20 protein-coding genes are annotated in these 26,226 nt (G+C 70.4%); 15 read left to right on the top strand and 5 right to left on the bottom strand.

The features are described 5' to 3' along the window. The first annotated feature begins 15 nt into the window (after positions 1-15). The gene (gene gatB / locus ACFYRX_RS38405) at positions 16-1,530 is read left to right on the top strand and encodes an Asp-tRNA(Asn)/Glu-tRNA(Gln) amidotransferase subunit GatB (RefSeq protein ID WP_389110499.1); all 1,515 of its coding nucleotides are present in this window, start codon (positions 16-18) and stop codon (positions 1,528-1,530) included. Between the two features lie 58 nt (positions 1,531-1,588). Here gatB and ACFYRX_RS38400 read toward each other — a convergent pair whose 3' ends face one another. Continuing rightward, entirely contained in the window at positions 1,589-2,395 is an 807-nt protein-coding gene (locus tag ACFYRX_RS38400; RefSeq protein ID WP_389110496.1) for an SAM-dependent methyltransferase, read from the bottom strand. A gap of 139 nt (positions 2,396-2,534) precedes the next feature. On the opposite strand from ACFYRX_RS38400, the gene ACFYRX_RS38395 reads away from it, so the two are divergent. The 7 genes from ACFYRX_RS38395 (at position 2,535) to ACFYRX_RS38365 (ending at position 10,222) form a co-directional block, all read left to right on the top strand. Next, the gene (locus ACFYRX_RS38395; RefSeq protein ID WP_389110493.1) at positions 2,535-2,840 is read left to right on the top strand and encodes a hypothetical protein; all 306 of its coding nucleotides are present in this window, start codon (positions 2,535-2,537) and stop codon (positions 2,838-2,840) included. A gap of 171 nt (positions 2,841-3,011) precedes the next feature. Then, entirely contained in the window at positions 3,012-5,255 is a 2,244-nt protein-coding gene (locus ACFYRX_RS38390) for an MMPL family transporter (RefSeq protein WP_389110490.1), read from the top strand. Beyond that, positions 5,233-5,805, top strand: a complete 573-nt coding sequence (locus tag ACFYRX_RS38385; RefSeq protein WP_389110487.1) for a GNAT family N-acetyltransferase — start codon at positions 5,233-5,235, stop codon at positions 5,803-5,805. The genes ACFYRX_RS38390 and ACFYRX_RS38385 overlap by 23 nt, the downstream gene beginning before the upstream one ends. A gap of 35 nt (positions 5,806-5,840) precedes the next feature. Beyond that, positions 5,841-6,431, top strand: coding sequence for a hypothetical protein (locus ACFYRX_RS38380; RefSeq protein WP_389110485.1), 591 nt, complete (start codon positions 5,841-5,843; stop codon positions 6,429-6,431). 196 nt (positions 6,432-6,627) lie between these two features. Then, complete coding sequence (locus tag ACFYRX_RS38375; RefSeq protein WP_389110482.1) at positions 6,628-6,816, top strand: hypothetical protein; 189 nt, start codon at positions 6,628-6,630, stop codon at positions 6,814-6,816. A 128-nt stretch (positions 6,817-6,944) separates the two neighbouring features. Beyond that, positions 6,945-10,004, top strand: a complete 3,060-nt coding sequence (locus ACFYRX_RS38370; protein WP_389110480.1) for an AAA family ATPase — start codon at positions 6,945-6,947, stop codon at positions 10,002-10,004. A gap of 35 nt (positions 10,005-10,039) precedes the next feature. Beyond that, positions 10,040-10,222, top strand: coding sequence for a DUF6191 domain-containing protein (locus tag ACFYRX_RS38365; protein WP_389110477.1), 183 nt, complete (start codon positions 10,040-10,042; stop codon positions 10,220-10,222). Positions 10,223-10,232: 10 nt separating this feature from the next. Here ACFYRX_RS38365 and ACFYRX_RS38360 read toward each other — a convergent pair whose 3' ends face one another. Both ACFYRX_RS38360 and ACFYRX_RS38355 read right to left on the bottom strand, forming a co-directional pair. After that, the gene (locus ACFYRX_RS38360) at positions 10,233-11,438 is read right to left on the bottom strand and encodes a PQQ-dependent sugar dehydrogenase (protein WP_389110474.1); all 1,206 of its coding nucleotides are present in this window, start codon (positions 11,436-11,438) and stop codon (positions 10,233-10,235) included. Between the two features lie 77 nt (positions 11,439-11,515). Continuing rightward, entirely contained in the window at positions 11,516-12,514 is a 999-nt protein-coding gene (locus tag ACFYRX_RS38355) for an aldo/keto reductase (protein WP_389110472.1), read from the bottom strand. Between the two features lie 76 nt (positions 12,515-12,590). Between ACFYRX_RS38355 and ACFYRX_RS38350 the strand changes: the two genes are divergently transcribed. The 6 genes from ACFYRX_RS38350 (at position 12,591) to serA (ending at position 22,556) form a co-directional block, all read left to right on the top strand. Continuing rightward, positions 12,591-13,553, top strand: coding sequence for a 2-hydroxyacid dehydrogenase (locus ACFYRX_RS38350; protein ID WP_389110469.1), 963 nt, complete (start codon positions 12,591-12,593; stop codon positions 13,551-13,553). Between the two features lie 391 nt (positions 13,554-13,944). Then, positions 13,945-16,944, top strand: a complete 3,000-nt coding sequence (locus ACFYRX_RS38345) for a putative bifunctional diguanylate cyclase/phosphodiesterase (RefSeq protein WP_389110466.1) — start codon at positions 13,945-13,947, stop codon at positions 16,942-16,944. 243 nt (positions 16,945-17,187) lie between these two features. Next, positions 17,188-19,032: an acetolactate synthase large subunit gene (locus tag ACFYRX_RS38340; protein WP_389110463.1), complete on the top strand. Its 1,845-nt coding sequence runs from the start codon at positions 17,188-17,190 to the stop codon at positions 19,030-19,032. Positions 19,033-19,053: 21 nt separating this feature from the next. Further along, entirely contained in the window at positions 19,054-19,581 is a 528-nt protein-coding gene (gene ilvN / locus ACFYRX_RS38335; protein WP_389110460.1) for an acetolactate synthase small subunit, read from the top strand. 110 nt (positions 19,582-19,691) lie between these two features. Further along, a complete protein-coding gene (gene ilvC / locus ACFYRX_RS38330; protein WP_389110458.1) occupies positions 19,692-20,690 on the top strand; it encodes a ketol-acid reductoisomerase in 999 nt (332 codons plus the stop codon). A gap of 276 nt (positions 20,691-20,966) precedes the next feature. After that, positions 20,967-22,556 carry a phosphoglycerate dehydrogenase gene (gene serA / locus ACFYRX_RS38325; protein ID WP_389110455.1) on the top strand — a complete coding sequence of 530 codons (1,590 nt, stop codon included), beginning with the start codon at positions 20,967-20,969 and terminating at the stop codon, positions 22,554-22,556. A gap of 119 nt (positions 22,557-22,675) precedes the next feature. Here the strand turns inward: serA and ACFYRX_RS38320 are convergent, their stop codons facing one another. Beyond that, the gene (locus tag ACFYRX_RS38320; RefSeq protein WP_389110452.1) at positions 22,676-24,196 is read right to left on the bottom strand and encodes an MFS transporter; all 1,521 of its coding nucleotides are present in this window, start codon (positions 24,194-24,196) and stop codon (positions 22,676-22,678) included. 149 nt (positions 24,197-24,345) lie between these two features. Here ACFYRX_RS38320 and ACFYRX_RS38315 point away from each other — a divergent pair, with 149 nt between their 5' ends. Next, the gene (locus tag ACFYRX_RS38315) at positions 24,346-24,918 is read left to right on the top strand and encodes a TetR/AcrR family transcriptional regulator (RefSeq protein WP_389110449.1); all 573 of its coding nucleotides are present in this window, start codon (positions 24,346-24,348) and stop codon (positions 24,916-24,918) included. A gap of 11 nt (positions 24,919-24,929) precedes the next feature. Here the strand turns inward: ACFYRX_RS38315 and ACFYRX_RS38310 are convergent, their stop codons facing one another. Next, positions 24,930-26,219 carry a PucR family transcriptional regulator gene (locus tag ACFYRX_RS38310; RefSeq protein WP_389110446.1) on the bottom strand — a complete coding sequence of 430 codons (1,290 nt, stop codon included), beginning with the start codon at positions 26,217-26,219 and terminating at the stop codon, positions 24,930-24,932. Between the last annotated feature and the right edge of the window lie 7 nt (positions 26,220-26,226).

Raw genomic sequence — 26,226 nt, 5'->3', positions numbered from 1 at the left:
GAGGGAACTTCCACCGTGACCACCACGACCGACCTGGAGTCGTACGAGGACGCTCTCGCGTCGTACGACCCTGTCATGGGCCTTGAGGTCCATGTCGAACTCGGCACCAAGACCAAGATGTTCTGCGGCTGTTCGACCGAGCTCGGTCAGGACGCCAACACGCAGACCTGTCCCACCTGCCTCGGCCTGCCCGGCGCGCTCCCGGTCGTCAACGCGATCGGCATCGAGTCGGCCGTCAAGATCGGTCTCGCGCTGAACTGCGAGATCGCCGAGTGGTGCCGCTTCGCCCGGAAGAACTACTTCTATCCGGACATGCCGAAGAACTTCCAGACCTCCCAGTACGACGAGCCGATCGCCTTCAACGGCTACCTCGACGTCCAGCTGGAGGACGGCGAGACCTTCCGTGTGGAGATCGAGCGCGCCCACATGGAGGAGGACACCGGCAAGTCGACCCACGTGGGCGGCGCGACGGGCCGTATCCACGGCGCCTCGCACTCGCTGCTCGACTACAACCGGGCCGGCATCCCGCTCATCGAGATCGTCACCAAGCCGATCGAGGGTGCGGGCGAGCGCGCTCCCGAGGTCGCGAAGGCGTACGTCGCCGAGCTGCGCGAGCTCATCAAGGCGCTCGGCGTCTCGGAAGCGCGCATGGAGATGGGGCAGATGCGCTGCGACGTGAACCTGTCGCTGCGCCCGCACGGCCGCGAGAAGTTCGGCACGCGTTCCGAGACGAAGAACGTCAACTCGCTGCGGTCCGTGGAGCGCGCGGCCCGTTTCGAGATCCAGCGGCACGCGGCCGTACTGAACTCCGGCGGCACGATCATCCAGGAGACCCGGCACTTCCACGAGGACACCGGGTCGACGACCTCGGGCCGCGTGAAGGAGGAGGCCGAGGACTACCGGTACTTCCCCGAGCCGGACCTGGTGCCGGTGGCCCCCTCCCGCGAGTGGGTCGAGGAGATCCGTGCCGGGCTGCCGGAGCTGCCGCTGGTCCGCCGCAACCGCCTTGTCGCGGAGTGGGGCATCACGGCCCTCGACATGCAGGCGATCCTGAACGCCGGTGCGCTGGACCTGATCGTCGCCACGATCGACGCCGGTGCCGACGCGGCCTCCGCCCGCAAGTGGTGGATGGGTGAACTCGCCCGCAGCGCCAACGAGTCCGGCAAGGCGCTGGACGAGCTGGCCATCACGCCGGAGCAGGTCGCCCGGGTCACCGAGCTGGTCTCCAAGGGTGACCTGAACGACAAGCTGGCCCGCCAGGTCATCGAAGGCGTCCTCGCGGGCGAAGGCACCCCGGACGAGGTCGTCGACAAGCGCGGTCTGAAGGTCGTGTCCGACGAGGGCGCCCTGGGCACCGCCGTCGACGAGGCCATCGCCGGCAACCCGGGCATCGCCGACAAGATCCGCTCCGGGAAGGTGGCCGCGGCCGGCGCCCTGGTCGGCGCGGTCATGAAGGCGACCCGTGGTCAGGCCGACGCCGCCCGCGTCAAGGAACTGATCCTGGAGAAGCTGGGCGTCAGCGAAGGCTGAGCACTGGACCGAGGGGGCCTCGTCGTCGTACCGATGAGGCCCCCTCGGTCATGTCAGTTCACGGACGGCGTCCTACGAGCCGTACGAAACCCAGTGCCCGCCCCTCGTCTGCGCGGACCATCTCGCCGACGTCCCGGGCCATGGTGCGGTGGAACTCCTCCGGGCTCTCCTCGGCGACCACATCGCACCACAGCAGCCAGTCCCGCCAGCCGTCCGGCTGCCAGTCGGCCGCCTCGACCTCGACGGCCCCGCCGCGGGTCCAGTGCCGCCGCCACCAGTCGGCGCAGTGGAAGCACCAGAAGTCGGGCTGCCACCACTGCCGGAGATGCTCGGGCGGTTCCTCGCCCTCCGGCTCCTCCCGCAGCGCGGGCACGACGATCCCGATCCGCCCGCCCGGCTTCAACAGCCGGGTCAGCGTGGGCAGATAGAGGTCGTTCGTACCGAAGTACTGGTACGCGTCGATGCTCACGATCGCGTCGAAACTGCCCTCAGCGAACGGCAGGTCATGTGCCTCGGCGTGCACGGGCAGCACCCGGTCGGCGAAACCGGCCTCGGCGATGCGCCGCGCGTTCTCGTCGGGTTTGACCCACAGGTCGGCCGCGGTGACCTGGACGTCGTACTCCCTGGCCAGGAAGACCGAGGTCATCGCCCGGCCGCAGCCCAGGTCGAGCACGCGGGCGCCGGGGCGCAGGGTGTCCAGGCCCAGGGCGGGCGCGAGCCACTCCAGCAGCCACAGCGCGTTCGGGCCCATCTGGTTCTCGATGACCCAGCGGGCGTCGTAGCTGTTGCTGCGCGGGTACTCGGCACGGGTCAGCCGCCGGGTGAGGTCCTCATTCGAGATCCTCGAGGTGATGTCGTCTGGCATCGGTGAACGGGCTCCTTGAGTCCTGAGAAACGGAAAGGGATACGGAGGAGCTCGGTCGGACGCTCAAACAACGCACCTGCTTCAGCCGGGGGCGGACGGGCCCGTGGATTCTCAGCTGGACACGCTACGCTCGCCCGCCATGAACGGTCCTGGGAATTCCGATACCTCCGGCATACAGGAGGAGTACGACGACCAGGTGCTGGATGCCCGGCGGGCCCGCTGGACGGCGTCCGGCACCGGCGCCCTGCTGGCCCTCGCGGGCCTTGCCGCGTCGGCGCTCCGGCTGAGCGGTTCCGCCCCCGCCCTGGTCCCGGCCGCCTACGGCTTCGGCGCCGCCGTGTGCGCGCTCGCGGCGGTCCTGGGCTCCCGCGGGCGTACCCGCAGAGCTCTGTGGCTGCTGATCGCGGGCGTGATGGTGATGGCGCTGGGCGACCAGTTCGACTGACATGACAGAGTGACCGTTACTGTCCTGTGATCTGGCTCCCACTCTTGTGAATAAGCGCACGAACGACATCAACGATCATTTCCGCCTGCAAGAGTGGTTCACGCATTGCTCATACGTTCTTTGCGGGCTGTTCCCGGTCAAAGATCCACAATTCTCCCTGGGAGCAGCTTCGTGGCAGCCCTCGCGCGCTGGTGTGTCCGACGACGGCTCGTCGTCGTTCTCCTGTGGCTCCTCGCCCTCGGCACAGTGAGCACCGCCGCCGCGCTCACCGGCTCCGCGTACTCCAACGACTACGAGGTCCCGGGCACCGAGTCCGGCAGCGCGACCGAACTGCTCCAGCAGGGCTTCCCGGACCTCGGCGGGGACACCGACACCGTCGTGTGGCACGTGACCTCGGGCTCGGTCCGGGACGCCGACGTCGAGCAGACGATGACCGCGACCCTGGACCGGATCACGGACCTGCCCGGAGTGGCCGCCGTGGTCAGCCCGTACGACTCCGCCGGGGCGGGCCGGATCAGCGGCGACGGGCACACCGCGTACGCCACCGTCACCTTCGCCCACTCCGCCGAGGACGTCGACGCCTCCGAGGCGCGGGCCCTGGTGGACACCGCCAAGGACGCCGAGGCCGACGGGCTCCAGGTGGAGCTCGGCGGCAGCGCAGTCGCCCTCACCGAGTCCTCTGGCGGACACCTCGCCGAGGTCGTCGGAGTGCTCGTCGCCGCCCTTGTGCTGTTCCTCGCCTTCGGCTCGCTCGCCGCCTCCCTGCTGCCCATCGCCACCGCCCTGGTCGGTGTGGGCACCGCGTACGCCGGGATCGCGCTCCTCGGGCACGCCATGACCGTCGCCGACTTCGCGCCGATGCTCGGCATGCTGATCGGGCTCGGCGTCGGCATCGACTACGCGCTCTTCATCGTCACCCGCCACCGACGCGGCCTGAAACGCGGTCTGAGCGTCGCCGAGTCCATCGAGAACGCCGTCACCACCACCGGGCGCGCGGTCGTCTTCGCTGGCGCCACCGTGTGCATCGCGCTGCTCGGGATGCTGATCCTCCGGCTCGGCTTCCTCAACGGCGTCGCGATCGCCGCCTCCCTCACGGTCGTCCTCACGGTCGCGGCCTCCGTGACCCTGCTGCCTGCCCTGCTCTCCCTCATCGGGATGCGCGCCCTGAGCCGCCGGGAACGGCGCCGCCTCACCGAGCACGGACCCGAGCCCGAACTGCCCACCGGGTTCGCCCACCGCTGGTCGGCCTTCGTCGAACGGCACCCCAAACTGCTCGGCGGGATCGCCCTGGTGGTCATCGCCGTCCTGGCGCTGCCCACCCTGGGCCTGCGCCTCGGCACCTCCGACCAGGGCAACGACCCGAGCTCCTCGACCACCCGGCAGGCCTACGACCTCCTCGCGGAGGGCTTCGGACCCGGCGTCAACGGGCCGCTCACGCTGGTGACTCGTGTCGACGGCGCCGAGGACAAGCTCCTCCTCGACAACCTCGACGCCACCATCCGCACCACCGAGGGCATCGCCTCCACCACCCCGGTCACCTACGACACCGGCGGCGACATCGCGTACTTCACGATCGTCCCCGAGTCGGCACCGCAGTCCCGGCAGACCAGCGACCTCGTCGACCGGCTGCGCACCGAGGTCCTGCCACGCGCCGAGACCGGCACCACCCTCGACATCCACGTCGGCGGGATGACGGCGTCCTACGACGACTTCGCGGACGTCATCGTCGGCAAACTGCCCCTGTTCGTGGGCGTCGTCATCAGCCTCGGCTGTCTGCTGCTCCTGCTCGCCTTCCGCTCCGTCGGCATCCCGCTGAAGGCCGCGGTCATGAACGTCGCCGCCGTCGCCGCCGCCTTCGGAGTCGTCGTGGCGATCTTCCAGTGGGGCTGGGGCAGTGAACTGCTGGGGCTGGGCCGGGCCGGGCCCATCGAACCCTTCCTGCCCGTGATCATGGTCTCGGTCCTCTTCGGGCTCTCCATGGACTACCAGGTCTTCCTGGTCAGCCGGATGTACGAGGAGTGGCTCGAGACCGGCGACAACCGGCGGGCCGTCCGCGTCGGCCTCGCCGAGACCAGCCGGGTGATCAACTCCGCCGCCGTCATCATGATCTCCGTCTTCCTCGCCTTCGTCCTCAGCGGCGACCGCGTGATCGCCATGTTCGGCATCGCGCTCGCCGCCGCCGTCGCCCTCGACGCCTTCGTCCTGCGCACCTTGCTGGTCCCCGCCCTCATGCACCTCCTCGGCGGCGCCAACTGGTGGCTGCCGGGCTGGCTGGAGAGCCGGATGCCCCGCATCAGCATCGAACCTCCCGAGTGCCGCGCAGCGCATGAGAGGCTCACTGGCGTCGTGGAGCAGGACGTCATGGAGCAGATGGAGAGGGAGCGGGACGAGGATGTACGCGATATCCCTGGGTGACGACGCCGAACTGCGTCCGCTGGAGCCGTGGCACGCGGAGGAGTTCTTCGCGCATCTGGAGCGGGGCAGGGAGTTCATCGGGCGGTTCATCAGCTTCGGCTCCCACGAGACGGACGTCGACTCCGCCCGCGCCATGCTCCAGCGCTACGCCGACCTGCGCGCCGCCGACACCGCCTCCCTGCACGGGCTGTGGCTGGAGGGCAAGCTCGTGGGCGGCGTGCTGTTCCTGAACTTCAGCGCCGAGAAGGGCAACTGCGAGGTCGGCTGCTGGCTGGAGCCCGCCGGCACCGGGCGCGGCCTGGTCACCCGCGCGATGCGGGTCCTCCTCGACCACGCCGTCGAGCAGCGCGGTATGCACCGTATCGAGTGGGTCGCCGCCGCCGGGAACGAGGCCAGCCTGAACGTCGCCCGGCGCCTGGGAATGACCCGCGACGGGGTCCACCGGGAGGCGCACCCCTATCGTGGCGTACGGCACGACCTCGAGGTGTGGTCGATTCTCGCCCCCGAGTGGCGTGAAGCACGCACGCGTGCCGTCCAGAACGATCATTAAGAACCCTCTCAGACAGGATCCGTACGGTGCCCGACATGGGAACGAAGACAGCTGACGAGACCGGCGCCGAGACGGGCGCCGAGGCCACGACCGACGAGGAGAAGGTGAGCGTCACCAAGGCCGACGAGGTGACGGAGGCCGAGGACACCTCGGCCGACGACACCGCCGCCGACGAGATCGACGACGAGAACGAGGCAGAGCTGTTCGAGGCCGCCCAGGAGGAGAGCCCCGCCGGCGTCGGCCAGGGCGCGGGTGCCGTCGTCTCCGCCGCGCTCGGTCTCGTCTCGCTCAGCGGCAGCTGGGTGGGCACCGTGGCCTCCGCGCGGCAGTCGCTCATCGGCCAGCTGCACGCGCAGACCGCGACGTCCTCCGACGTCTCCAAGCTCCTCGACGAGGGCTACGGCGACGCCTGGAAGGCCACCGCGCTGTGGGCCGGTGTCTTCGCGCTGATCGCGCTGATCGTGGGTGTCGCGGTCCTGGTCCGGCCGGCCTTCGGCGCCCCCGGCAAACCGCAGGCCGTCTGGATCAAGTCCGTCGCCTGGGGCGGTGTCGCACTCGGTGTCATCGGACTGCTCCTGGCCGTCCTCAAGTACACCGGCTTCCTGCTGGATCTGCCTTCCGTGTGAATCGTCGCAGGTCCCGAGGGGCCTCAGGAACTTCGTAGGTACCTTACGGAGCTCCTGAGGCCCCTCCCTCGCGTCTAAGGCCCCTCCGGCCCCCGAAGATGCGGAACTCTCCCGATGTGGCGGACCCCCCTCGGAGACGAAGGTAGAGGCATCGCAGAAAGCGAAGCCAGAAACCGACTCCGACAAGGACGACGCCATGTATCCCGCATACGAGATCTCCCAGTACCGATCCGCCGAACTCATCCGCCGGGCCGAGCACGAGCGGCTCGTCCGCGAGACCCTGCGCGGCCGTCGCGCCGCTCGCCGCGAAGCCGCGGAACGCACCGCGGAGACCGATTCACATACCGGCGGCCCCCGACGGCACCGGTTCCTCCGCACGGCGTGAGCAGCGGGGGGAGGGAGGACGGCCGTACGGCTCTGCCCGTCCCCGCGGCCGTCCTCCCGGCAACCGGGGCCTCCCGGGAAACCGGACCCACGCCGAAAACGAGTGCCGCACTGTCCAACCCGCGTGCCATGCTCGGCCCTGTGGAGACCAGGTCCGTCAGTCCCGTGTTCGTCGGCCGCACCGAAGAACTGAACAGCCTGAACGAAGCGCTCGCCCGTGCCGCCGCGGGCGAGCCGCAGGCGTTGCTGCTCGGCGGTGAGGCCGGTGTCGGCAAGACCCGGCTCGTCGAGGAGTTCGCCACCGCCGCCTGCCTGCAGGGCGCGGTCGTCGCCCTCGGCGGCTGCGTCGAGATCGGCGCCGACGGACTGCCTTTCGCCCCCTTCTCCACCGCCCTGCGCGCCCTGCGCCGCGCCCTGCCCGCCGAACTGGCCGACGCCGCCGCGGGCCAGGAGGAGGAACTGGCCCGGCTGCTGCCCGAGGTCGGTGAGGCGCTCTCCGTCCGCGGCACCGGCCGGCACGACGAGGAGAGCCTGGCCCGCCTCTTCGAACTCACCGCACGCCTCCTGGAGCGCGTCTCCGCCGAGCGGACCGTCGTCGTCGCCCTGGAGGACCTCCACTGGGCCGACGCCTCCACCCGCCACCTCCTCGCCTACCTCTTCCGCACCCTGCGCACCGGCCGCCTGGTCGTCCTCGCCACCTACCGCGCCGACGACATACACCGCCGCCACCCGCTGCGCCCCCTGCTCGCCGAACTCGACCGGCTGCGCACGGTCCGCCGGATCGAACTCGGCCGCTTCAACCGGGACGAGGTGAGCCGTCAGATAGCCGGGATCCTCGCCACCGAACCGAACCCCGCCCAGGTCGACGACATCTTCGAACGCTCCGACGGCAACGCCTTCTTCGTCGAGGAACTCGCCGTCTGCGCCACCGAGGGCTGCGGCACCGGCCTCACCGACTCCCTGCGCGATCTGCTCCTGGTCCGCGTCGAGGGCCTGCCCGAACGCACCCAGCGGGTCGCCCGGATCGTCGCCGAGGGCGGCTCCACCGTGGAGTACCGGCTGCTCGCCGCGGTCACCGGGCTCGCCGAGGACGATCTCATCGAGGCGCTGCGGGCCGCCGTGAACGCCAACATCCTCCTCCCGGCACCCGAAGGCGACGGCTACCGCTTCCGGCACTCCCTGGTCCGCGAGGCCGTCGCCGACGACCTGCTGCCCGGCGAACGCTCCCGCCTCAACCGCCGCTACGCCGAGGCCCTGGAGGCCGACCCCACCCTCGTCCCCGCCGACGAACGGGTCACCCGACTGGCCAGCTACTGGTACCACGCCCACGACCCTGCCAAGGCCCTCCCCGCCGTCCTGGACGCCTCCGTCACCGCCCGCCGCCGGCACGCCTACGCCGAACAACTGCGGCTCCTGGAACGCGCGATGGAGCTCTGGGACACCACCCCCGAGGACGACCGCGCCGCCCTGCGCCCCGTCGACTACACCGAGGTCTACCCTCCCTGCGGCTGCGACCCGGCCACCACCCCGCTGCGCTACCTCGACCTGATGGCCGAGGCCGCCGTCGCCGGGCGACTGGGAGGCGAACGCGAACGCGCCCTGATGATCACCAAGCGGGCGCTGCATCACCTGGAGGACGACGGTGACCCCTTGCGCGCCGCCTGGTTCTGGGTTCAGCGCTCCCATCTCGTCCAGGCCCTGACCCGCGGCGACGGCTGGGCCGAACTGGCCACCGCCGAGGACCTCGTCCGCGGCCTGCCGCCCTCCGTGGTGCACGCCGATGTCCTGGCGAACGTCGCCCACTGGTCCATGGTTCACGTCCCCGGCCCCGAGGCCATCACGGCCGCCGAAAGCGCCGTGGAGTACGCGCGCATGGTCGGCGCGCGCGAGATCGAGATGAACGCCCGGCTCACCCACGCGAGCCTCATCGTCGAGTCCGGTGGCGTCGAGACCGGGCTCGCCGAGATGTTCGAGATCCTGCGGCAGACAGTCGAGGACGACATCTCCGCCGTCGCCAGCCGTGTCTACGTGAATCTGCCGAACGCCCTCGAAGCCATCGGGCGCTCCCGGGAAGCCGTGCCGATTCTGGAGGAAGGACTCGACTACGCCCGGAAGTTCGGCCTGTCCGACAAGGAGGCCTGGATCTGGGGCAACCTCGCCGAGTCCCTCTACTCCCTGGGCCGCTGGGACCGGGCCGCCGAATCCGCCACCAGGGCCGAACTCGTCGGCCGCAGCGCCCAGCCCCGCGGCTTCCACGCCGGCAACCGCGCCGCACTCGCCCTTGCACGCGGCGACCTCACCGAGGCGGCACGCCAACTCGCCGCGGCACGCGGCTACTTCGGTACCCATGACAGAACCCCCCAGCATGAACTCCCCCTGACCGAACTGGCCATCGGCATCGCCGCCGGCGAGGGCCGCCTCCTTGACGCCCGCGCCGAACTCGAACGCGTCCTGGACTCCGGCTTTCCACCCGGCACCCAGCGCTACGCCTGGCCCCTGCTGCTCACCGCCGCCACCATGGAGGCCGACGCCGTCGGCCTGTCCGTCGCCGAACAGGGCCGCGCGAAGATCCTCGACCGCATCCGGGAGGCCGCCAGGCCCCTCACCACCAACGCGCCCGTCTGGCTGGCCCACGAGCGCTGGGTCCGCGCCGAACTGCTGCGCGCCGAGAACGCCGACACCCCGGACCACTGGTACGAGGTCGTCACCGCCTTCGAGCTCGTGGAACGCCCCTACGACCTCGCCCGTGTCCGCCATCGGCTCGCCCAGGCGCTGCTGTCGGCGCCCGGCGGTGCCGAGCAGTGCGACCGCGACCGGGCCACCGAACTCCTGCGCCTCGCCCACGCCGTCGCCGACCACCTCGGCGCCCGGCCCCTGGCCGACGCCGTCACGCTCCTCGCCCAGCGCGCCCGCCTCGCCCTGACCGCGACCCCGGCACCTGACCTGAACGACCCGGTCCGCTCGCTCGGCCTCACCGGCCGCGAACGCGACGTACTGCGCCTGGTCGCCCTCGGCCGTACCAACCGTCAGATCGCCGAGGAACTGTTCATCTCCCCGAAGACGGCCAGCGTCCATGTCTCGAACATCCTCGCCAAGCTCGGTGTCTCCGGCAGAGGAGAGGCCGCGGCGGTGGCACACCGGCTGGGTATGTTCCCGGCGGAGGCTCTCCACGTGCCGATCAGGGACTGAGGCGTACGGTGTAGGAGACCGGCAGGGGAGGCTGCATGTTCAACATGTTCGAGGAACTGTTCGCACCCGGCCGCAAGCACACCCACGACGAGCAGAAGCGGCTGGAGCTGACCCGGGAGGACGTCGGTGACGGTGACCCCGGACGCGGACCGATAGATCTCACGTCCGGGAAGGTCGTCGTCCGCCGGCCCGCGCCGGAGCAGGCCGAGTCGGAGTAGACGGCTCCGACTAGCTGACCTGTATCTCCAGAATCCTGTCGTCCCCCTCCTTGGGGCTGCCGCGGCCGTCGGTGTTGCTGGTGACGAGCCACAGCTTGTCGCCGCCCGCGGAGACCACCGTGCGCAGCCGGCCGTACTCGCGCTTCAGGAAGGCCTGCGGATCGGCTGAAGCCGCTGTGCCCTTCAGCGGGATGCGCCACAGTCGCTGACCCTTGAGCCCGGCCATCCAGATGGATCCCTCGGCGTAGGCGATCCCGCTGGGGGAGGCGTCGTCGGTGTGCCACTGGGCTATCGGGTTGTGGAACTTCTTGTCGTCGGACCTGCCCTCGGCGTCCGGCCAGCCGTAGTCGTCGCCCGGCTTGATCGTGTTCAGTTCGTCCCAGGTGTCCTGTCCGAACTCCGAGGCGAACATGCGCTGCTTGGAGTCCCAGGCGAGACCCTGCACATTGCGGTGGCCGTAGGTGTACACGGGGGAGTCCGGGAACGGGTTGCCCAGGGCCGGGTCGCCCTCCGGGGTCAGGCGCAGGATCTTGCCGCCCAGGGACTTGGTGTCCTGGGACAGACCGGTGTTGCCGCTCTCACCGGTGCCCGCGTAGAGCATGCCGTCCGGGCCGAACGCGATCCGGCCGCCGTTGTGGATGTACCCCTTGGGGATGCCCTTGAAGACGGTGTCGGGGGCGCCCAACTGCTCGCCGGAGTCCTTCTGTTCGTCGTAGACCATCCTGACGATGCGGTTGTCCGAGGCCGAGGTGAAGTAGGCGTACACCATGTGGTCGGAGGCGTAGTCCGGGGACAGGGCGATGCCCAGGAGGCCGCCCTCGCCGGCCGCGGAGACCCCGGACACCTGACCCAGCTCCGTCTTCTTGCCCGACTGCCCGTCGACCCGGACGATCGTGCCCTCGTCGCGCGAGGAGACGAGCAGGTCGCCGTCGGGGAGCGGGGCGAGGCCCCACGGGGTCTTGAGGTTCCCGGTGACCGTGCGCAGCACCTTCACCGAGCCCGTCGCGGGCGGGGTCGCCTCGGCGGCCTGCTGGGTGGGTGAGGACCCCGAGGCGGTACCGCTCGAAGAGGCGCTGTCACCGCCGCCCGGTGAACCGCCTCCTCCGCCGTCGGAGCATCCGGCCGTCAGCAGGAGCGTGGTCGCGGCCAGCACGGCCGTCACAGATCGACGATGCACGATCATGGTCCCTTCGAAGCGGCGGGTTCTACCTGTCATACACCGCTCGTGCCTCACAGGTTCCCGATCTCCCGCACCCGATCCGCGCAGGAGTGGTCGGGGTGCGGAGGCCCCTGTCAGTCCCACGAGCCCTGCGCGGGCGGCAGTTCCGCGAGTTCCTCGAGGTCCCGTCCGGTCAGCCGCAACCCGGTCGCCGCCGCGTTCTCCGTCACCCACCGTTCCTGCTTGGTGCCCGGCACCGCGATCACGTGACCGCTCTGCGCCAGCACCCACGCCAGCGCCACCTGCGCCGGTGTGGTCCCCTCCCCGTGCCGGGCCGCGACGCGGCGCAGGCCGACGACGATCGGCTGGTTCGCGGCCGTCATCTCGGCGGTGAAGCGGGGGTGGCGGGCGCGGACGTCGTCCGGTTCGAAGCCCTCGCCCGGAGTGAGGGTGCCGGTCAGGAAGCCGTTGCCGAGAGGCATCGCCGCCAGGAAGCCGATGCCTCGTGCCGAGCACCAGGGCAGCAGCGTCTCCAGCGCCTCCGGCGACCACACCGACAGCTCGGCCTGCACCGCGCTCACCGGGAAGACCTGCTGGACCCGCTGGAGTTGCCGGATCGTCGCGTCGTACAGCCGGCCCCCGGAGCGGCGGCCACCCCGCGCTCCCATCGCGCACAGCCCCAACGACCGTACCTTTCCCGCCTGTACGAGCTCCGCCATCGCGCCCCAGGTCTCCTCGACCGGGACCTCGGGGTCCTCGCGGTGCAACTGGTAGAGGTCGATCACATCCGTCTGCAGCCGCCGCAAGGACGCGTCACAGGCCCGCTTCACATAGCCGGGGCGGCCGTTGGCCACGATGTGCTGCTCGCCCACCAGCAGGCCGACCTTGGTGGACACGAACGCGTCCGCGCGCCGCTCCTTCAACACCCGCCCCAGCAACAGCTCGTTGGTGAACGGGCCGTACATGTCGGCCGTGTCCAGCAGCGTCGAGCCCAGGTCGAGCGCCCGGTGCACGGCCCTGAGCGACTCGTCGCCCCGTTGCCTCGAACCGTTGTAGGCCCAGCTCATCGGCATGCACCCGAGTCCGACGGCTCCCACCGCGAGCGCCGCCGCGCCGATCGTCCTGCGCTCCACCTGCTCGTGACCCTCCCTCTCCTGGCCCCCCAACCTAACCTCTGCGGTCCCAGGCGCCTGACATAGCCTCCGGAGCATGACTGCTGACGTGTGGCTCCCCATCCCGCCCGACGACATCGAGGGGCTTCCCGAAGGGCCCCACTACCTCTTCTGGGACGGGGGTGACGACGGTGACCAGGAGTTCCCCGGCGATCCGGCGCACTGCGCCGTCTACGTCGTGCCCTACATGAAGCGGCAACCGGTCAAGGTCCGGCCGTTGCCGCACATGAGCAACCTCAGGCTCGTCCAGACGCTCACGGCCGGCGTCGACGACGTCCTGGCCCGGCTGGGGGACCTCGTACCCGGGGTGGCGCTGTGCAACGCGCGCGGTGTGCACGAGGCGAGCACCGCCGAACTCGCCCTGACCCTGACCCTCGCCTCGCTGCGCGGCATCCCCCAGTTCGTCCGCGCCCAGCAGCAGGAGTCCTGGCAGAGCGCGTTCCACCCCGCGCTCGCCGACAAGAACGTACTCATCGTCGGCTACGGCTCCATCGGTTCCGCCATCGAGGACCGGCTCGTTCCGTTCGAGGTCGCGCGGGTGGCGCGCGTCGCACGCTCCGCGCGCGTCACGGAGCGCGGCCCGGTGCACCCGCTCACCGAACTGCCCGCCCTGCTCCCGGCGGCGGACGTCGTCATCCTGTCCACACCCCTCACCGAGACCACCCGCCACCTGGCCGACGCCGACTTCCTGGCCCGCATGAAGGACGGCGCGCTCCTCGTGAACGTGGCCCGCGGCCCCGTCGTCGACACCAAGGCGCTGCTCGCCGAGCTGGAGACGGGCCGTATCACCGCGGCCCTCGACGTCACCGATCCCGAACCGCTGCCCCAGGGGCACCCGTTGTGGCAGGCGCCCGGGGTGCTCATCAGCCCGCATGTCGGCGGACCCACCTCCGCGTTCCTGCCGCGCGCCAAACGCCTGTTGGCGGATCAGTTGAATCGTTTCGTGAACCAGGAGCCCTTGCGCAACGTGATCCTCACGACGGGCGCGGACGACGCCTGATCCGTTTCCGGCACCCTCCGCAGTCCTCCGGACGCGGTCCGTGCCCACAAGTCTGCTGATCGTCACGGAGCGTAGAGGAACTATGTCCCTGAGTGACGAGACTGGTGTATCGTCCCGACAGGGGCTGCGCCGCGCACTTCGGCGCCGGGGATGGACATTGCAGACTGTGAGGGGGGCGACGGGCGATGCACGGCCTATGGACGAACGATCCGACGCGGCGGGGCCGCCGACGGCGACCCTGGCACACGGCCGCGCGCGGACGCGATCACCACGCCGGTCACGGCGGCCACCACAGTTCCCACCACCGCAGGCACAGCAGCCGCAGGAGGCATGCGCACCCGGCGCACCCGGACCCCCGGGACCCCGGAGCGGCGCGGACCAGGAGGGCCCGGTGAGCTCGCCCCCGTCTCCTACGACCACCCTCGACGGAGCGCTGCGGGCCCAGCCCGCGCGGGGGGCGCTGCCTTCCCGGCCGCCGGCCTTCCGCGGTGGGACGAACCTGGTCCACCAACTCCTGATCGCCCTGGTCTGCGCGGGATACGCCGTCGGTTCCGCACTCGGCTGGGGTTCGCGCGAAGCCGCCCTGATCATGGGGGACTTCGGACTGAGCGCCGCGGCGGGCACCGCCGCCGTCTCCTGCTTCCGCTACGCCCGCAGCCGCCGGATCCGCTTTCGACCCGCCTGGCTGCTCTTCTCGCTCTCCTCGGCGATGGCGTCCCTCGGCAACCTCGTCTGGGGGTGGTACGAGGTCGTCCTGGGGCGGCCCGTGCCCAGCCCCAGCTATGCCGACGGGTTCTTCCTCTGCTTCGCGCCACCGGCCATCGTGGGACTGCTGGTCCTCGCCAAGCGCCCGGTGACGAAGGCGGGTTGGGTCTGTCTCGGGCTGGACGCCTGGCTGATCGGGGGCTCGCTGCTCACGCTGTCGTGGAGCCTGGCCCTCGCCCAGGCGGCGAAGTCCGAGGGGCCGAGCGTCGCGCACACCGCGCTGTCCCTGGCGTATCCGCTGCTGGACATCGCACTCGTCAGCATGGTCCTCGCGCTGCACTTCAGGCGCTCGGCGGTGAACCGCACCGCGGTGAACACCGCGATCGGCGCGCTCGCCCTGACCGTGATGTGCGACGCCCTGTTCACCTCGCCGCTGCTCCACAACAACTACCACTCCGGCCAGTTGCTGGACGCGGGCTGGTTCGCCGGCTCCGTGCTCCTCGCCTACGCGCCCTGGGCCGCACCCCGGCCCCCGGACGGCGACCGGCAGTCCTCGGTCGGGCACACGCGCGTGGTGCGCGAACACCTGCCCAAAATGCGTCCCGGAACCCCTCACCAACCGCCCGCGCAGGGCGGTGACCAGGGCCGGTACCCGGCCACCCGGCCCATCACCGGATCGCTGGCCGCCCTCACGCCCTACATGGCGGCCGCCGTCTGCACACTGGGGATCCTCTACAACGTCCTCAACGGCCGCAGCGTGGACCGTGTGGTGCTCCTGACCGGCGGCACCGTCGTGCTCGCCCTCGTGATGCGCCAGGGCATCATGCTGCTCGACAACATCACCCTCACCCAGGAACTGGCGCAGAAGGAGAACCACTTCCGCTCCCTGGTGCAGGGGTCCAGCGACGTCATCATGATCGCCGCGCCCAACGGCATCCTCCGGTACGTCTCCCCGGCCGCCGCCGGGGTCTACGGCCGCTCCGCCGAGGAACTGGTGGGCACGGAACTGGCCGGTCTCATCCACCCGGAGGATCTGGGCTGCGTGGTGCACGAGGTGCGCCGTTTCCTCGCCGCCAGCCCTCCCGAGGAGCCCACCACCCGCATCGAGTGCCGCTTCCGCTCCGGCGACGGCGGCTGGCTCAACGTCGAGTCCACCGTCAACCGCCACCACGGCGGCCTCATCTTCAACAGCCGGGACGTGACCGAAAGAGTGCGCCTGCAGGCGCAGCTCCAGCACAACGCCGAGCACGACCCGCTCACCGACCTGCCCAACCGCGCCCTGTTCACCCGGCGCGTCCAGCAGGCCCTGTCCGGCCGCCGCTCCTCCGACCGCGGCACCGCGGTCCTCTTCATCGACCTGGACGGCTTCAAGGCCGTCAACGACACGATCGGGCACCAGGCCGGGGACGAGCTGCTCGTCCAGGCCGCCCGCAGACTCCAGGACGCGGTCAGGTACGGGGACACCGCCTCCCGGCTCGGCGGGGACGAGTTCGCCGCCCTGATCGTCGGGGACGGCACCCGCGACCGAACCGCCCGCGAGGGCCACATCCTGGAGCTCGCCGACCGCCTCAGGATCACGCTCTCGCAGCCGTACCGCATCGACGGCAACGATGTCCGGGTCGCCGCCTCCATCGGCGTCGCCTTCGCCGAACCCGGCCTCGGAGCGGGCGAGATCCTGCGCAACGCGGACCTCGCGATGTACCGCGCCAAGGCGGGCGGCAAGGGCCGCGTCGAGCTGTACGCACCCCAGATGCAACAGGACGTCGTACGGAAGGTGGAGCTGGCCACGCGCCTGCGTGCCGCGCTGCACGACGGCGAGTTCGCCCTGCTGCACCAGCCCGTCGTCGGTCTGGAGGACGGCCGGATCACCTCGGTCACCGCCCAGGCACGCTGGCGCTCCTCACAGGGAGTGCTCTTCACTCCCGCCGAGTTCCTGCGGGTGGCCGAGGACAGCGACCGGACGCAGGAACTGGGCCGCTGGATCCTGGAGGAGGCCGTCGAACAGGCCGCCGACCGGGCCGCGACCGGGCTCGCCGTGCCCGTGGCGGTCCGGATGAGCGCCCAGCGGCTGCTGGACCGCTCGCTGCCCCTGGGCTCCGTGGAAGCACTGCTGACCCGGCACGGGCTGCCGTCGGGCTCGCTGCTGATCGAGCTCTCCGACACCGACCCCCGGGTCTCCCTGGACGAGCTGGAACGCCGGCTGACCGCGATCCGGCGCGTCGGCGTCCGTATCGCCCTGGACGGGTTCGGCAGCGGTTACGCGGCGATCACCGCGCTGCGCAGGCTCCCCGTCGACGTGCTGAAGCTCGACCGCAGCCTGGTCGAGGGCGTCGTGGAGTCCGCCAGACTGCACAAGATCACCAGCGGGCTGCTCAGAATCGCCGGAGATCTCGGGCTCCAGTCGGTGGCCGACGGCGTGGACCTTCCGGAGCAGGTCGTCGCCCTGCGCGCGATGGGCTGCACCCACGGACAGGGCATGGCGTTCTCGGGCCCGCTCGACGAGTACCGGCTGCGCCGGGCCCTGGCCGCGGGCCACTATCCGGTGCCGCACGGACCGGCCGAGCCCGCGTTCGCGGGCGGCGGCGCGGGGGTGTACACCAGTGGTGTGCAGACGGTGTTCGGAGGTGCGACGGCGGGTGCGACGGCCCTGCGCTCACATAATGAGACTCCCGTCCCACCCACTTGACAGTGGGTGCGTGCCAGGGAGAGGGTCATTGCCATGCGCACCCGAATTCTCGTACTTGGAAAGCGCGTCGGCTGACGCTGAGCCCTCGATCGCTCAGCGACCCCACCCGGCGCGCTCCCCTCGCTTGCCTTATGGCACGAGGGGTTTTTTGTTGCACAGGAACCTGTCGTACCGCAGCCGTACACCGCACGAACTTCGCGAAAACCCCAGCACAAAACCCTCAGCATCGAGAAGAGAATGACGATGACCGAGCAGGCCACCGGGGCCCATCCGCAGCCGCGGCCCCGATCCGGAGGACCGCAGTCCGCCCCCGAGCACGTCACGGGCGCGCAGTCCCTCATCCGCTCTCTCGAGGAGGTCGGCGCCGAGACGGTATTCGGTATTCCCGGTGGTGCCATCCTTCCGGCGTACGACCCGCTGATGGACTCAACCCGGGTGCGGCACGTCCTGGTCCGGCACGAGCAGGGAGCGGGGCACGCGGCCACCGGTTACGCGCAGGCCACCGGCAAGGTCGGGGTCTGCATGGCGACCTCAGGCCCGGGCGCGACCAACCTGGTCACGCCGATCGCGGACGCCCACATGGACTCGGTGCCGCTCGTGGCGATCACCGGTCAGGTGGCCTCCAAGGCGATCGGTACGGACGCCTTCCAGGAGGCGGACATCGTCGGCATCACGATGCCGATCACCAAGCACAACTTCCTCGTCACCAAGGCCGAGGACATCCCGCGGGTCATCGCGCAGGCCTTCCACATCGCCTCCACCGGCCGTCCCGGCCCGGTGCTGGTCGACATCGCCAAGGACGCCCTGCAGGCGAAGACGACGTTCTCCTGGCCGCCGGTCATGGACCTGCCCGGCTACCGCCCGGTGACCAAGCCGCACGCCAAGCAGATCCGCGAGGGCGCCAAGCTGATCACCCAGGCCAAGCGGCCCGTCCTGTATGTCGGCGGCGGTGTCATCAAGGCCGGGGCGACCGCCGAGCTGAAGGTCCTCGCCGAACTCACCGGAGCACCCGTCACCACCACCCTGATGGGGCTCGGCGCATTCCCCGACAGCCACCCGCTGCACGTGGGAATGCCGGGCATGCACGGTGCGGTCACCGCCGTCACCGCGCTGCAGAAGGCCGACCTGATCGTCGCCCTCGGTACCCGCTTCGACGACCGCGTCACCGGCAAGCTGGACAGCTTCGCCCCGCACGCCAAGATCGTCCACGCCGACATCGACCCGGCGGAGATCGGCAAGAACCGCGCCGCCGACGTGCCGATCGTCGGTGACGCCCGCGAGGTCATCGCGGACCTGGTCCAGGCCGTCCAGAAGGAGTACAGCGAGGGTCACCGGGGCGACTACACCGCCTGGTGGAAGGACCTGTCGCGCTGGCGCGAGACCTACCCGCTGGGCTACGACCAGCCGGCTGACGGCTCGCTCGCTCCGCAGCAGGTCATCGAGCGGATCGGACAGCTCGCACCTGAGGGCACGATCTTCGCGGCGGGCGTCGGCCAGCACCAGATGTGGTCGGCGCACTTCATCCAGTACGAGAAGCCCGCGACCTGGCTGAACTCCGGCGGTGCCGGAACCATGGGCTACGCGGTCCCGGCCGCCATGGGTGCCAAGGCCGGCATGCCGGGCAACACGGTCTGGGCGATCGACGGCGACGGCTGCTTCCAGATGACCAACCAGGAACTCACCACCTGCGCCCTGAACAACATCCCGATCAAGGTCGCCATCATCAACAACGGCGCCCTCGGGATGGTCCGCCAGTGGCAGACCCTCTTCTATAACCAGCGCTACTCCAACACGGTGCTGCACTCCGGTCCGCAGGACGTCAACCCGGACGCGAAGGGCACGCGCGTGCCGGACTTCGTGAAGCTGTCCGAGGCGATGGGCTGCGTGGGGCTGCGCTGCGAGCGTCCGGAGGACCTGGACAAGGTCATCGCGGAGGCGAACTCCATCAACGACCGCCCCGTCGTCGTGGACTTCATCGTCCACGAGGACGCGATGGTGTGGCCGATGGTCGCCGCCGGCACCTCCAACGACGAGATCATGGCCGCCCGGGACGTCCGCCCCGACTTCGGCGACAACGAAGACGACTGAGCGAGAGAGACGTAAAAGATCATGTCCAAGCACACGCTCTCCGTCCTGGTGGAGAACACCCCGGGCATCCTGGCCCGGATCGCCGCCCTGTTCTCGCGCCGCGGCTTCAACATCGACTCGCTCGCGGTCGGTGTCACCGAGCACCCCGAGATCTCCCGGATCACCATCGTGGTGACCGTGGTCGACGAACTGCCGCTGGAGCAGGTGACCAAGCAGCTCAACAAGCTCGTCAACGTGCTCAAGATCGTCGAGCTGGAAGCCGGCTCGGCCGTTCAGCGCGAACTCGTTCTGGTGAAGGTGCGCGCCGACAACGAGACGCGCTCCCAGATCGTCGAGATCGTCCAGCTGTTCCGCGCCAAGACCGTCGACGTCTCCCCGGAGGCCGTCACGATCGAGGCCACCGGCAGCAGCGACAAGCTGTCCGCGATGCTGAAGATGCTGGAGCCCTTCGGCATCAAGGAACTCGTCCAGTCCGGCACGATCGCGATCGGCCGTGGTTCCCGTTCGATCACGGACCGCTCACTGCGCGCGCTCGACCGCAGCGCCTAAGGCGGGGTACGGGCGGCTCCGGCCGCCCGTATACCGAGACCCCGAAACTTCATCTCAGCCCGCCGTCATACGGTGGGACGCAACACCTGCACACAAGGAGAGAACCCAAAGTGGCCGAGCTGTTCTACGACGCCGACGCCGACCTGTCCATCATCCAGGGCCGCAAGGTCGCGGTCATCGGCTACGGCAGCCAGGGCCACGCCCACGCGCTGTCGCTGCGTGACTCGGGTGTCGACGTGCGGGTCGGTCTGCACGAGGGCTCCAAGTCCAAGGCGAAGGCCGAGGAGCAGGGCCTGCGCGTGGTCACGCCCGCCGAGGCCGCCGCCGAGGCCGACGTCATCATGATCCTGGTGCCGGACCCGCTGCAGGCCCAGGTCTACGAGGAGTCCATCAAGGACAACCTCAACGACGGTGACGCGCTGTTCTTCGGCCACGGCCTGAACATCCGCTTCGACTTCATCAAGCCGCCGGCCGGCGTCGACGTCTGCATGGTCGCCCCCAAGGGCCCCGGTCACCTGGTGCGCCGCCAGTACGAGGAGGGCCGCGGCGTTCCGTGTATCGCGGCCGTCGAGCAGGACGCCACCGGCAACGCCTTCGCGCTCGCCCTGTCGTACGCCAAGGGCATCGGCGGCACCCGCGCCGGCGTCATCAAGACGACCTTCACCGAGGAGACCGAGACCGACCTGTTCGGTGAGCAGGCCGTTCTCTGCGGTGGTACGGCCGCGCTGGTCAAGGCCGGTTTCGAGACGCTGACCGAGGCCGGCTACCAGCCGGAGATCGCGTACTTCGAGTGCCTGCACGAGCTGAAGCTCATCGTCGACCTCATGTACGAGGGCGGCCTGGAGAAGATGCGCTGGTCGATCTCCGAGACCGCCGAGTGGGGCGACTACGTCACCGGCCCGCGGATCATCACGGACGCCACCAAGGCCGAGATGAAGAAGGTCCTCGCCGAGATCCAGGACGGCACCTTCGCCCGTGAGTGGATGGCCGAGTACCACGGCGGCCTGAAGAAGTACAACGAGTACAAGACGGCCGACTCCGAGCACCTGCTGGAGACCACCGGCAAGCAGCTCCGCAAGCTGATGAGCTGGGTCGACGAGGAGGCGTAAGCGGAATGCTCCGCGACGGTGCCGCCGGCTCGGGGCGCCGTCGCGGGGCTCTGCCCCGGACCCCGTTCCTCGAACGCCGGAGGGGCCGGATTCTGTCGATCGGCACGTCCGGGTGATCCTTCCACAGCGGCGCGGGATGTCCCTCTCCGCGCCACTACACTGCCGTACTACATACGCGTCAGGCCCACAACGTCGTGCGTCTTCCACGCGGCAAGCATCCCTCCACCGCCTGCGGCCGTCGGGACGGCCGTCCGCAATGGACTTGTGAGGACTCACGTGAGCTCGAAACCTGTCGTACTCATCGCTGAAGAGCTGTCGCCCGCGACCGTGGACGCGCTTGGCCCGGACTTCGAGATCCGGCACTGCAACGGAGCGGACCGAGCCGAACTGCTCCCGGCCATCGCCGATGTCGACGCGATCCTGATCCGCTCCGCCACCAAGGTGGACGCCGAGGCGATCGCCGCCGCGAAGAAGCTGAAGGTCGTCGCACGAGCCGGCGTCGGCCTGGACAACGTCGACGTCTCCGCCTCCACCAAGGCCGGCGTGATGGTCGTCAACGCCCCCACCTCGAACATCGTGACCGCGGCCGAGCTCGCCTGCGGTCTCCTCGTCGCCACCGCCCGCCACATTCCGCAGGCCAACGCCGCGCTGAAGAACGGCGAGTGGAAGCGCAGCAAGTACACCGGTGTGGAGCTGGCCGAGAAGACCCTCGGTGTCGTGGGCCTGGGCCGGATCGGTGCGCTGGTCGCTCAGCGCATGTCCGGCTTCGGGATGAAGGTCGTCGCCTACGACCCCTACATCCAGCCCGCCCGCGCCGCCCAGATGGGTGTCAAGGTGCTGTCCCTGGACGAGCTGCTCGAGGTCTCCGACTTCATCACCGTCCACCTGCCGAAGACCCCCGAGACCGTCGGCCTCATCGGCGACGAGGCGCTGCGCAAGGTCAAGCCGAGCGTGCGCATCGTCAACGCCGCGCGCGGTGGGATCGTCGACGAGGAGGCGCTGTACTCCGCCCTCAAGGAGGGCCGGGTCGCCGGTGCCGGTCTCGACGTGTACGCGAAGGAGCCCTGCACGGACTCCCCGCTCTTCGAGTTCGACCAGGTCGTCGCCACCCCGCACCTCGGTGCCTCCACCGACGAGGCGCAGGAGAAGGCTGGTATCGCCGTCGCCCGCTCGGTGCGCCTCGCCCTCGCCGGTGAGCTCGTCCCCGACGCGGTGAACGTCCAGGGCGGTGTCATCGCCGAGGACGTCAAGCCGGGCCTGCCGCTCGCCGAGCGCCTCGGCCGGATCTTCACCGCGCTCGCCGGTGAGGTCGCGGTCCGCCTCGACGTCGAGGTGTACGGCGAGATCACCCAGCACGACGTGAAGGTGCTGGAGCTCAGCGCCCTCAAGGGTGTCTTCGAGGACGTCGTCGACGAGACCGTGTCGTACGTCAACGCCCCGCTGTTCGCGCAGGAGCGCGGCGTCGAGGTGCGGCTGACGACCAGCTCGGAGTCGGCCGACCACCGCAACGTCGTCACCGTGCGCGGCACGCTCGGCAGCGGCGAGGAGGTGTCGGTCTCCGGCACGCTCGCCGGTCCCAAGCACCTCCAGAAGATCGTCGCGGTCGGCGAGTACGACGTCGACCTCGCGCTCGCCGACCACATGGTCGTCCTCAACTACGAGGACCGTCCCGGTGTCGTCGGCACGGTCGGCCGGATCTTCGGCGAGTCCGGGATCAACATCGCCGGTATGCAGGTCTCGCGGGCTGCCGCGGGTGGCGAGGCGCTCGCGGTTCTGACGGTGGACGACGCGGTTCCCGCCGGCGTGCTGGCCGAGGTGGCCGAGGAGATCGGCGCGACGGCCGCGCGTGCGGTGAACCTGGTCTGAGGTTGCGGCAGGTTCTGGGGGCTGCCGCCCCCAGGCCCCCGCTTCGGCCCCGAAGGGGCCTCGTCCTCAAACGCCGGACGGGCTGAGTTGGTCAGCCCGTCCGGCGTTTTGTGTGCGCTCTAGCAGGGGACTTTCTCCCGCGCCGGCGCTTCCTCGCGCACCGCGACTCCTCGCAGTGTCGCCGCCAGTACCGCGGCCCCCGCGAGCAGTACCGCCCCCGCGATCGCCGCCCCCTGCATCCCGTGGGTGAACGCCTCCCGGGCCGTCGTCGCCAGGCCCGGGAACCGGTCGGCGGCCGCCAGTGCCCCGCCCAGCGTCTCGCGGGCCGCGTCCGGCGCCGAACCCGGCATGTCGTGGCGGTAGACCGCCGTACCGATGGAGCCGAGTACCGCCATGCCGAGGGCGCCGCCGAACTCGGTGCCGGTCTCCAGCAGTGAGGACGCCGAGCCGGCGCGTTCGGCCGGGGCCGCGCCCAGGGCCAGGTCCGTCATCTGCGAGATGACCATGACGATCCCGGAGGCGAGGACACCGCAGGCGGTCAGGACCAGCCACATCGAGTCGGTACCGGCGAGGGCGAGGAGGCCGTAGCCGCAGGCGGCGATGACGAAGCCGGCGGTCACGACGTAGGCGCGGTTCGTGCCCCTCTGGACCAGCGAGGTCGTCACCGGGGCCACCATGCCGATCGGCACCGAGGGGAGCAGCGCCCACAGGGCCGCCTCCAGGGCGCTCTTGCCGAGCACCGACTGGAGGTACTGCGTGGTGAAGACCGCGGAGCCCATCATCCCGAACGCGGAGATCAGGTTGAGGACGACCGCGGGGGCGAAGCCGTGGCCGCGGAACAGGGCCGGGGAGATCATCGGGGAGGCCGTGGTGCGCTGGCGGTGCACGAAGAGGGCCGCGAAGAGCAGGCCGACGCTGATCGAGGCGACGTAACGGATGTTCCAGCCCTCGGACGGGATCTCCTTCAGGCCGTAGACGACGGGCAGTACGGCGGCCATCGACAGCGGGACGCTCGGCCAGTCGAAGCGGCCGGGAACAGGGTCCTTCGACTCGGGCAGCAGGACCGGGGCGAGGACCAGCAGCAGCACCATCGCGGGCAGGTTGACCAGGAAGACCGAGCCCCACCAGAAGTACTCGACCAGGACGCCGCTCATCACCGAGCCGAGCGCGATGCCGGCCGTCATCATGCCGGACCAGATGCCGATCGCCTTCGCGCGCTGGCCGGGGTCGGTGAACATCGTGCGGATCAGCGCCATCGTCGACGGCATCAGGGTCGCACCGCCGATGCCGAGGACCGCGCGGGCGGCGATGAGCATCTCGGCGCTGTGCGCGTACGCCGCCATCAGCGATGCCGCGCTGAAGGCGACCGCGCCGATCATCAGCAGCCTGCGGCGGCCGATGCGGTCGCCCAGCGAACCCATGGTCATCAGCAGGCCGGCCAGGACGAAGGCGTAGATGTCGAAGATCCACAGCTGCTGGGTGCCGCTCGGCTCCAGGTCCGCGCTGATCGCCGGGATCGCGAAGTAGAGGACGGAGACGTCCATCGAGACCAGCAGCAGCGGAAGCATCAGGACGCCGAGGGCGGTCCACTCACGGCGTCCGGCCCGGGCGCCGGCGGAAGTGCTCGTCGAGTTCGTCATGGCAGCGACCGTACAGGCGTCTTACACGCTTGTCTAGAACGCTTGTATAGTACGGCTGTGTAGAACGGTTGTGTAGAACAGTTGTATGGGACTCTCGTTTAAGTCGCTCGTCTAGGACGGTTGTATGGATCCTTCGGTAGGCTGGGCGCATGGGACATCGCGAGGATCTGCTCGAGGGCGCCAAGCGCTGCCTGCTGGAGAAGGGGTTCCTGCGCACGACCGCGCGGGACATCGTCAAGGAGTCGGGGACGAATCTCGCTTCGATCGGCTATCACTACGGGTCGAAGGACGCACTGCTGGGGCAGGCGTACATCGCACTGGTGGAGGCCATGTCCTTCGAGGCGGGCGACGGGTTCACCGGTGCGCCCGGCTCGCTGGAGCGCTTCCGGGAGGTGTGGGCCAACATCGTCGACACCATGCGCGGGCCCGGCTCGATGTGGCGGCTCAGCCTGGAGATCATGGGCATGGGTGACCAACTGCCCGAGGTGCGCGACCAGTTGGCCCGCGCCCAGCGTGAGGGCGGGCGTGGCCTGGTCTCCATGCTGATGGGCGTGCCGGAGGAGGAGGTGACGGACGAGAGCGCCGACACCGTCGGCCGGTTCTATCTGACACTGATGACCGGGCTCATCGGCCAGTGGGCCTTCGATCCGAAGAGCGCGCCCGATGCGGACACCCTCACCGAGGGTCTGCGACAGGTCATCGAGGCCGCCGCACGCACGTGACCCGCACGTCGTTACAGCCGCGCCCCCTTGAGCGCCATGTGCAGCAACAGCCGGTCCTCGCCGTCGTCCAGGTCCAGGCCGGTGAGCTGTTCGACGCGGGAGAGGCGGTAGTAGAGGGTCTGGCGGTGGATGCCCAGTGCGGCGGCGGTGCGGCCGGCCTGGCCCGCGCAGTCGAGGTAGACCTCGGCGGTGCGGGCGAGGTCGCGGTGGGCGGGGGCCAGGAGGAGGCGTACGGCGGGGTCGCGGGCCGTCTGCGGGGGCAGCGCGGTCAGGAGGCGGTAGGGGCCGATGCGCGACCACTCCGCGACCGGCCCGAACCCGGGTTCCGCGAGCGCTGCCCGAGCCGACGCCGACGCCTCCTGCCAGGCGGGCGCCAGTTCGGCGAGCCCCGTGCGCGCGGCGGCGACCCCGGCGATCACGGCGCCTGAGACCGCCGCGCCGGGAGCCCCACCCGAAGTGCCGTGCCCTGTCGTCCCGGTGTCACCCCCGCTGCCCGCCCCGCCCTCCACGCCCCGCGCCCGCTCCAGCAACCGGGTCGCCGCCGAGGTCGCCGGGGTCAGCGTGTCCGTGGCCCGCAGTCGTACCAGCACCGCCAGTGACCGGGCCGCGGTGCCCCAGGGCAGCGTGCACAGCGCCGTCGCGTGCGGCACCGTACGGGCCGACGGGGCGTCGTCCGGCTCGGCCGAGGGCCACGGGGCGACGCACACCACGGAGTACGGGCCGTCGCCGCGGGAGCCCAGTGCCGTGCGCAGGGCCGCCACCGCCATGTCGCCCTGCCAGCCCGGCTCGGCGGTCAGCACGGCCCGCAGCTCCCTGCTGAGGTCGGCCCCGTGCTGCGCCTCGTCCGCGAGCAGTGCGCCGATACGGGTCGTCACCCGCATCGCCGACTCCAGCTGCCGTTCGGTCGGGCCGGGGTCGGACTCCAGGAGCCAGACGTAGCCGAGGACCACTCCCCGGTGGCGTACGGGCAGACAGATCCGTCCGCGGTACACCCCCGCCTCCGGAGTCGGCGGAATCCGCACCGGACCGCTCGCCCGGGTGATGCCGAAGCCCTCGAACCAGGTGCGGACCGCGGCCGTGGAACGCCGGGTCAGGATCGAGCGGGTGCGGACGGGGTCCAGCGCCGACGGATCGAGGTCGCCCTCACTGTCGTACACGCCGAAGGCGATCAGCTCGAAGTCGCGGTTCTCGAGGGTCGCCGGTACGCCGAGGAGTTCGGAGATCTCGTCGACCAGCTCCTGGTAGTCGCCCGCGTGGTGGGAGGATGCAGCATCGGCCGTCACCCGGGCATTCTCTCCCATAATCCCT

The organism is Streptomyces sp. NPDC005374 (assembly GCF_042872225.1).
Taxonomy (GTDB): Bacteria; Actinomycetota; Actinomycetes; order Streptomycetales; family Streptomycetaceae; genus Streptomyces.
The sequence above is the reverse complement of the archived record's forward strand: the minus strand, read 5'-3'. Positions and strand labels throughout refer to the sequence as shown.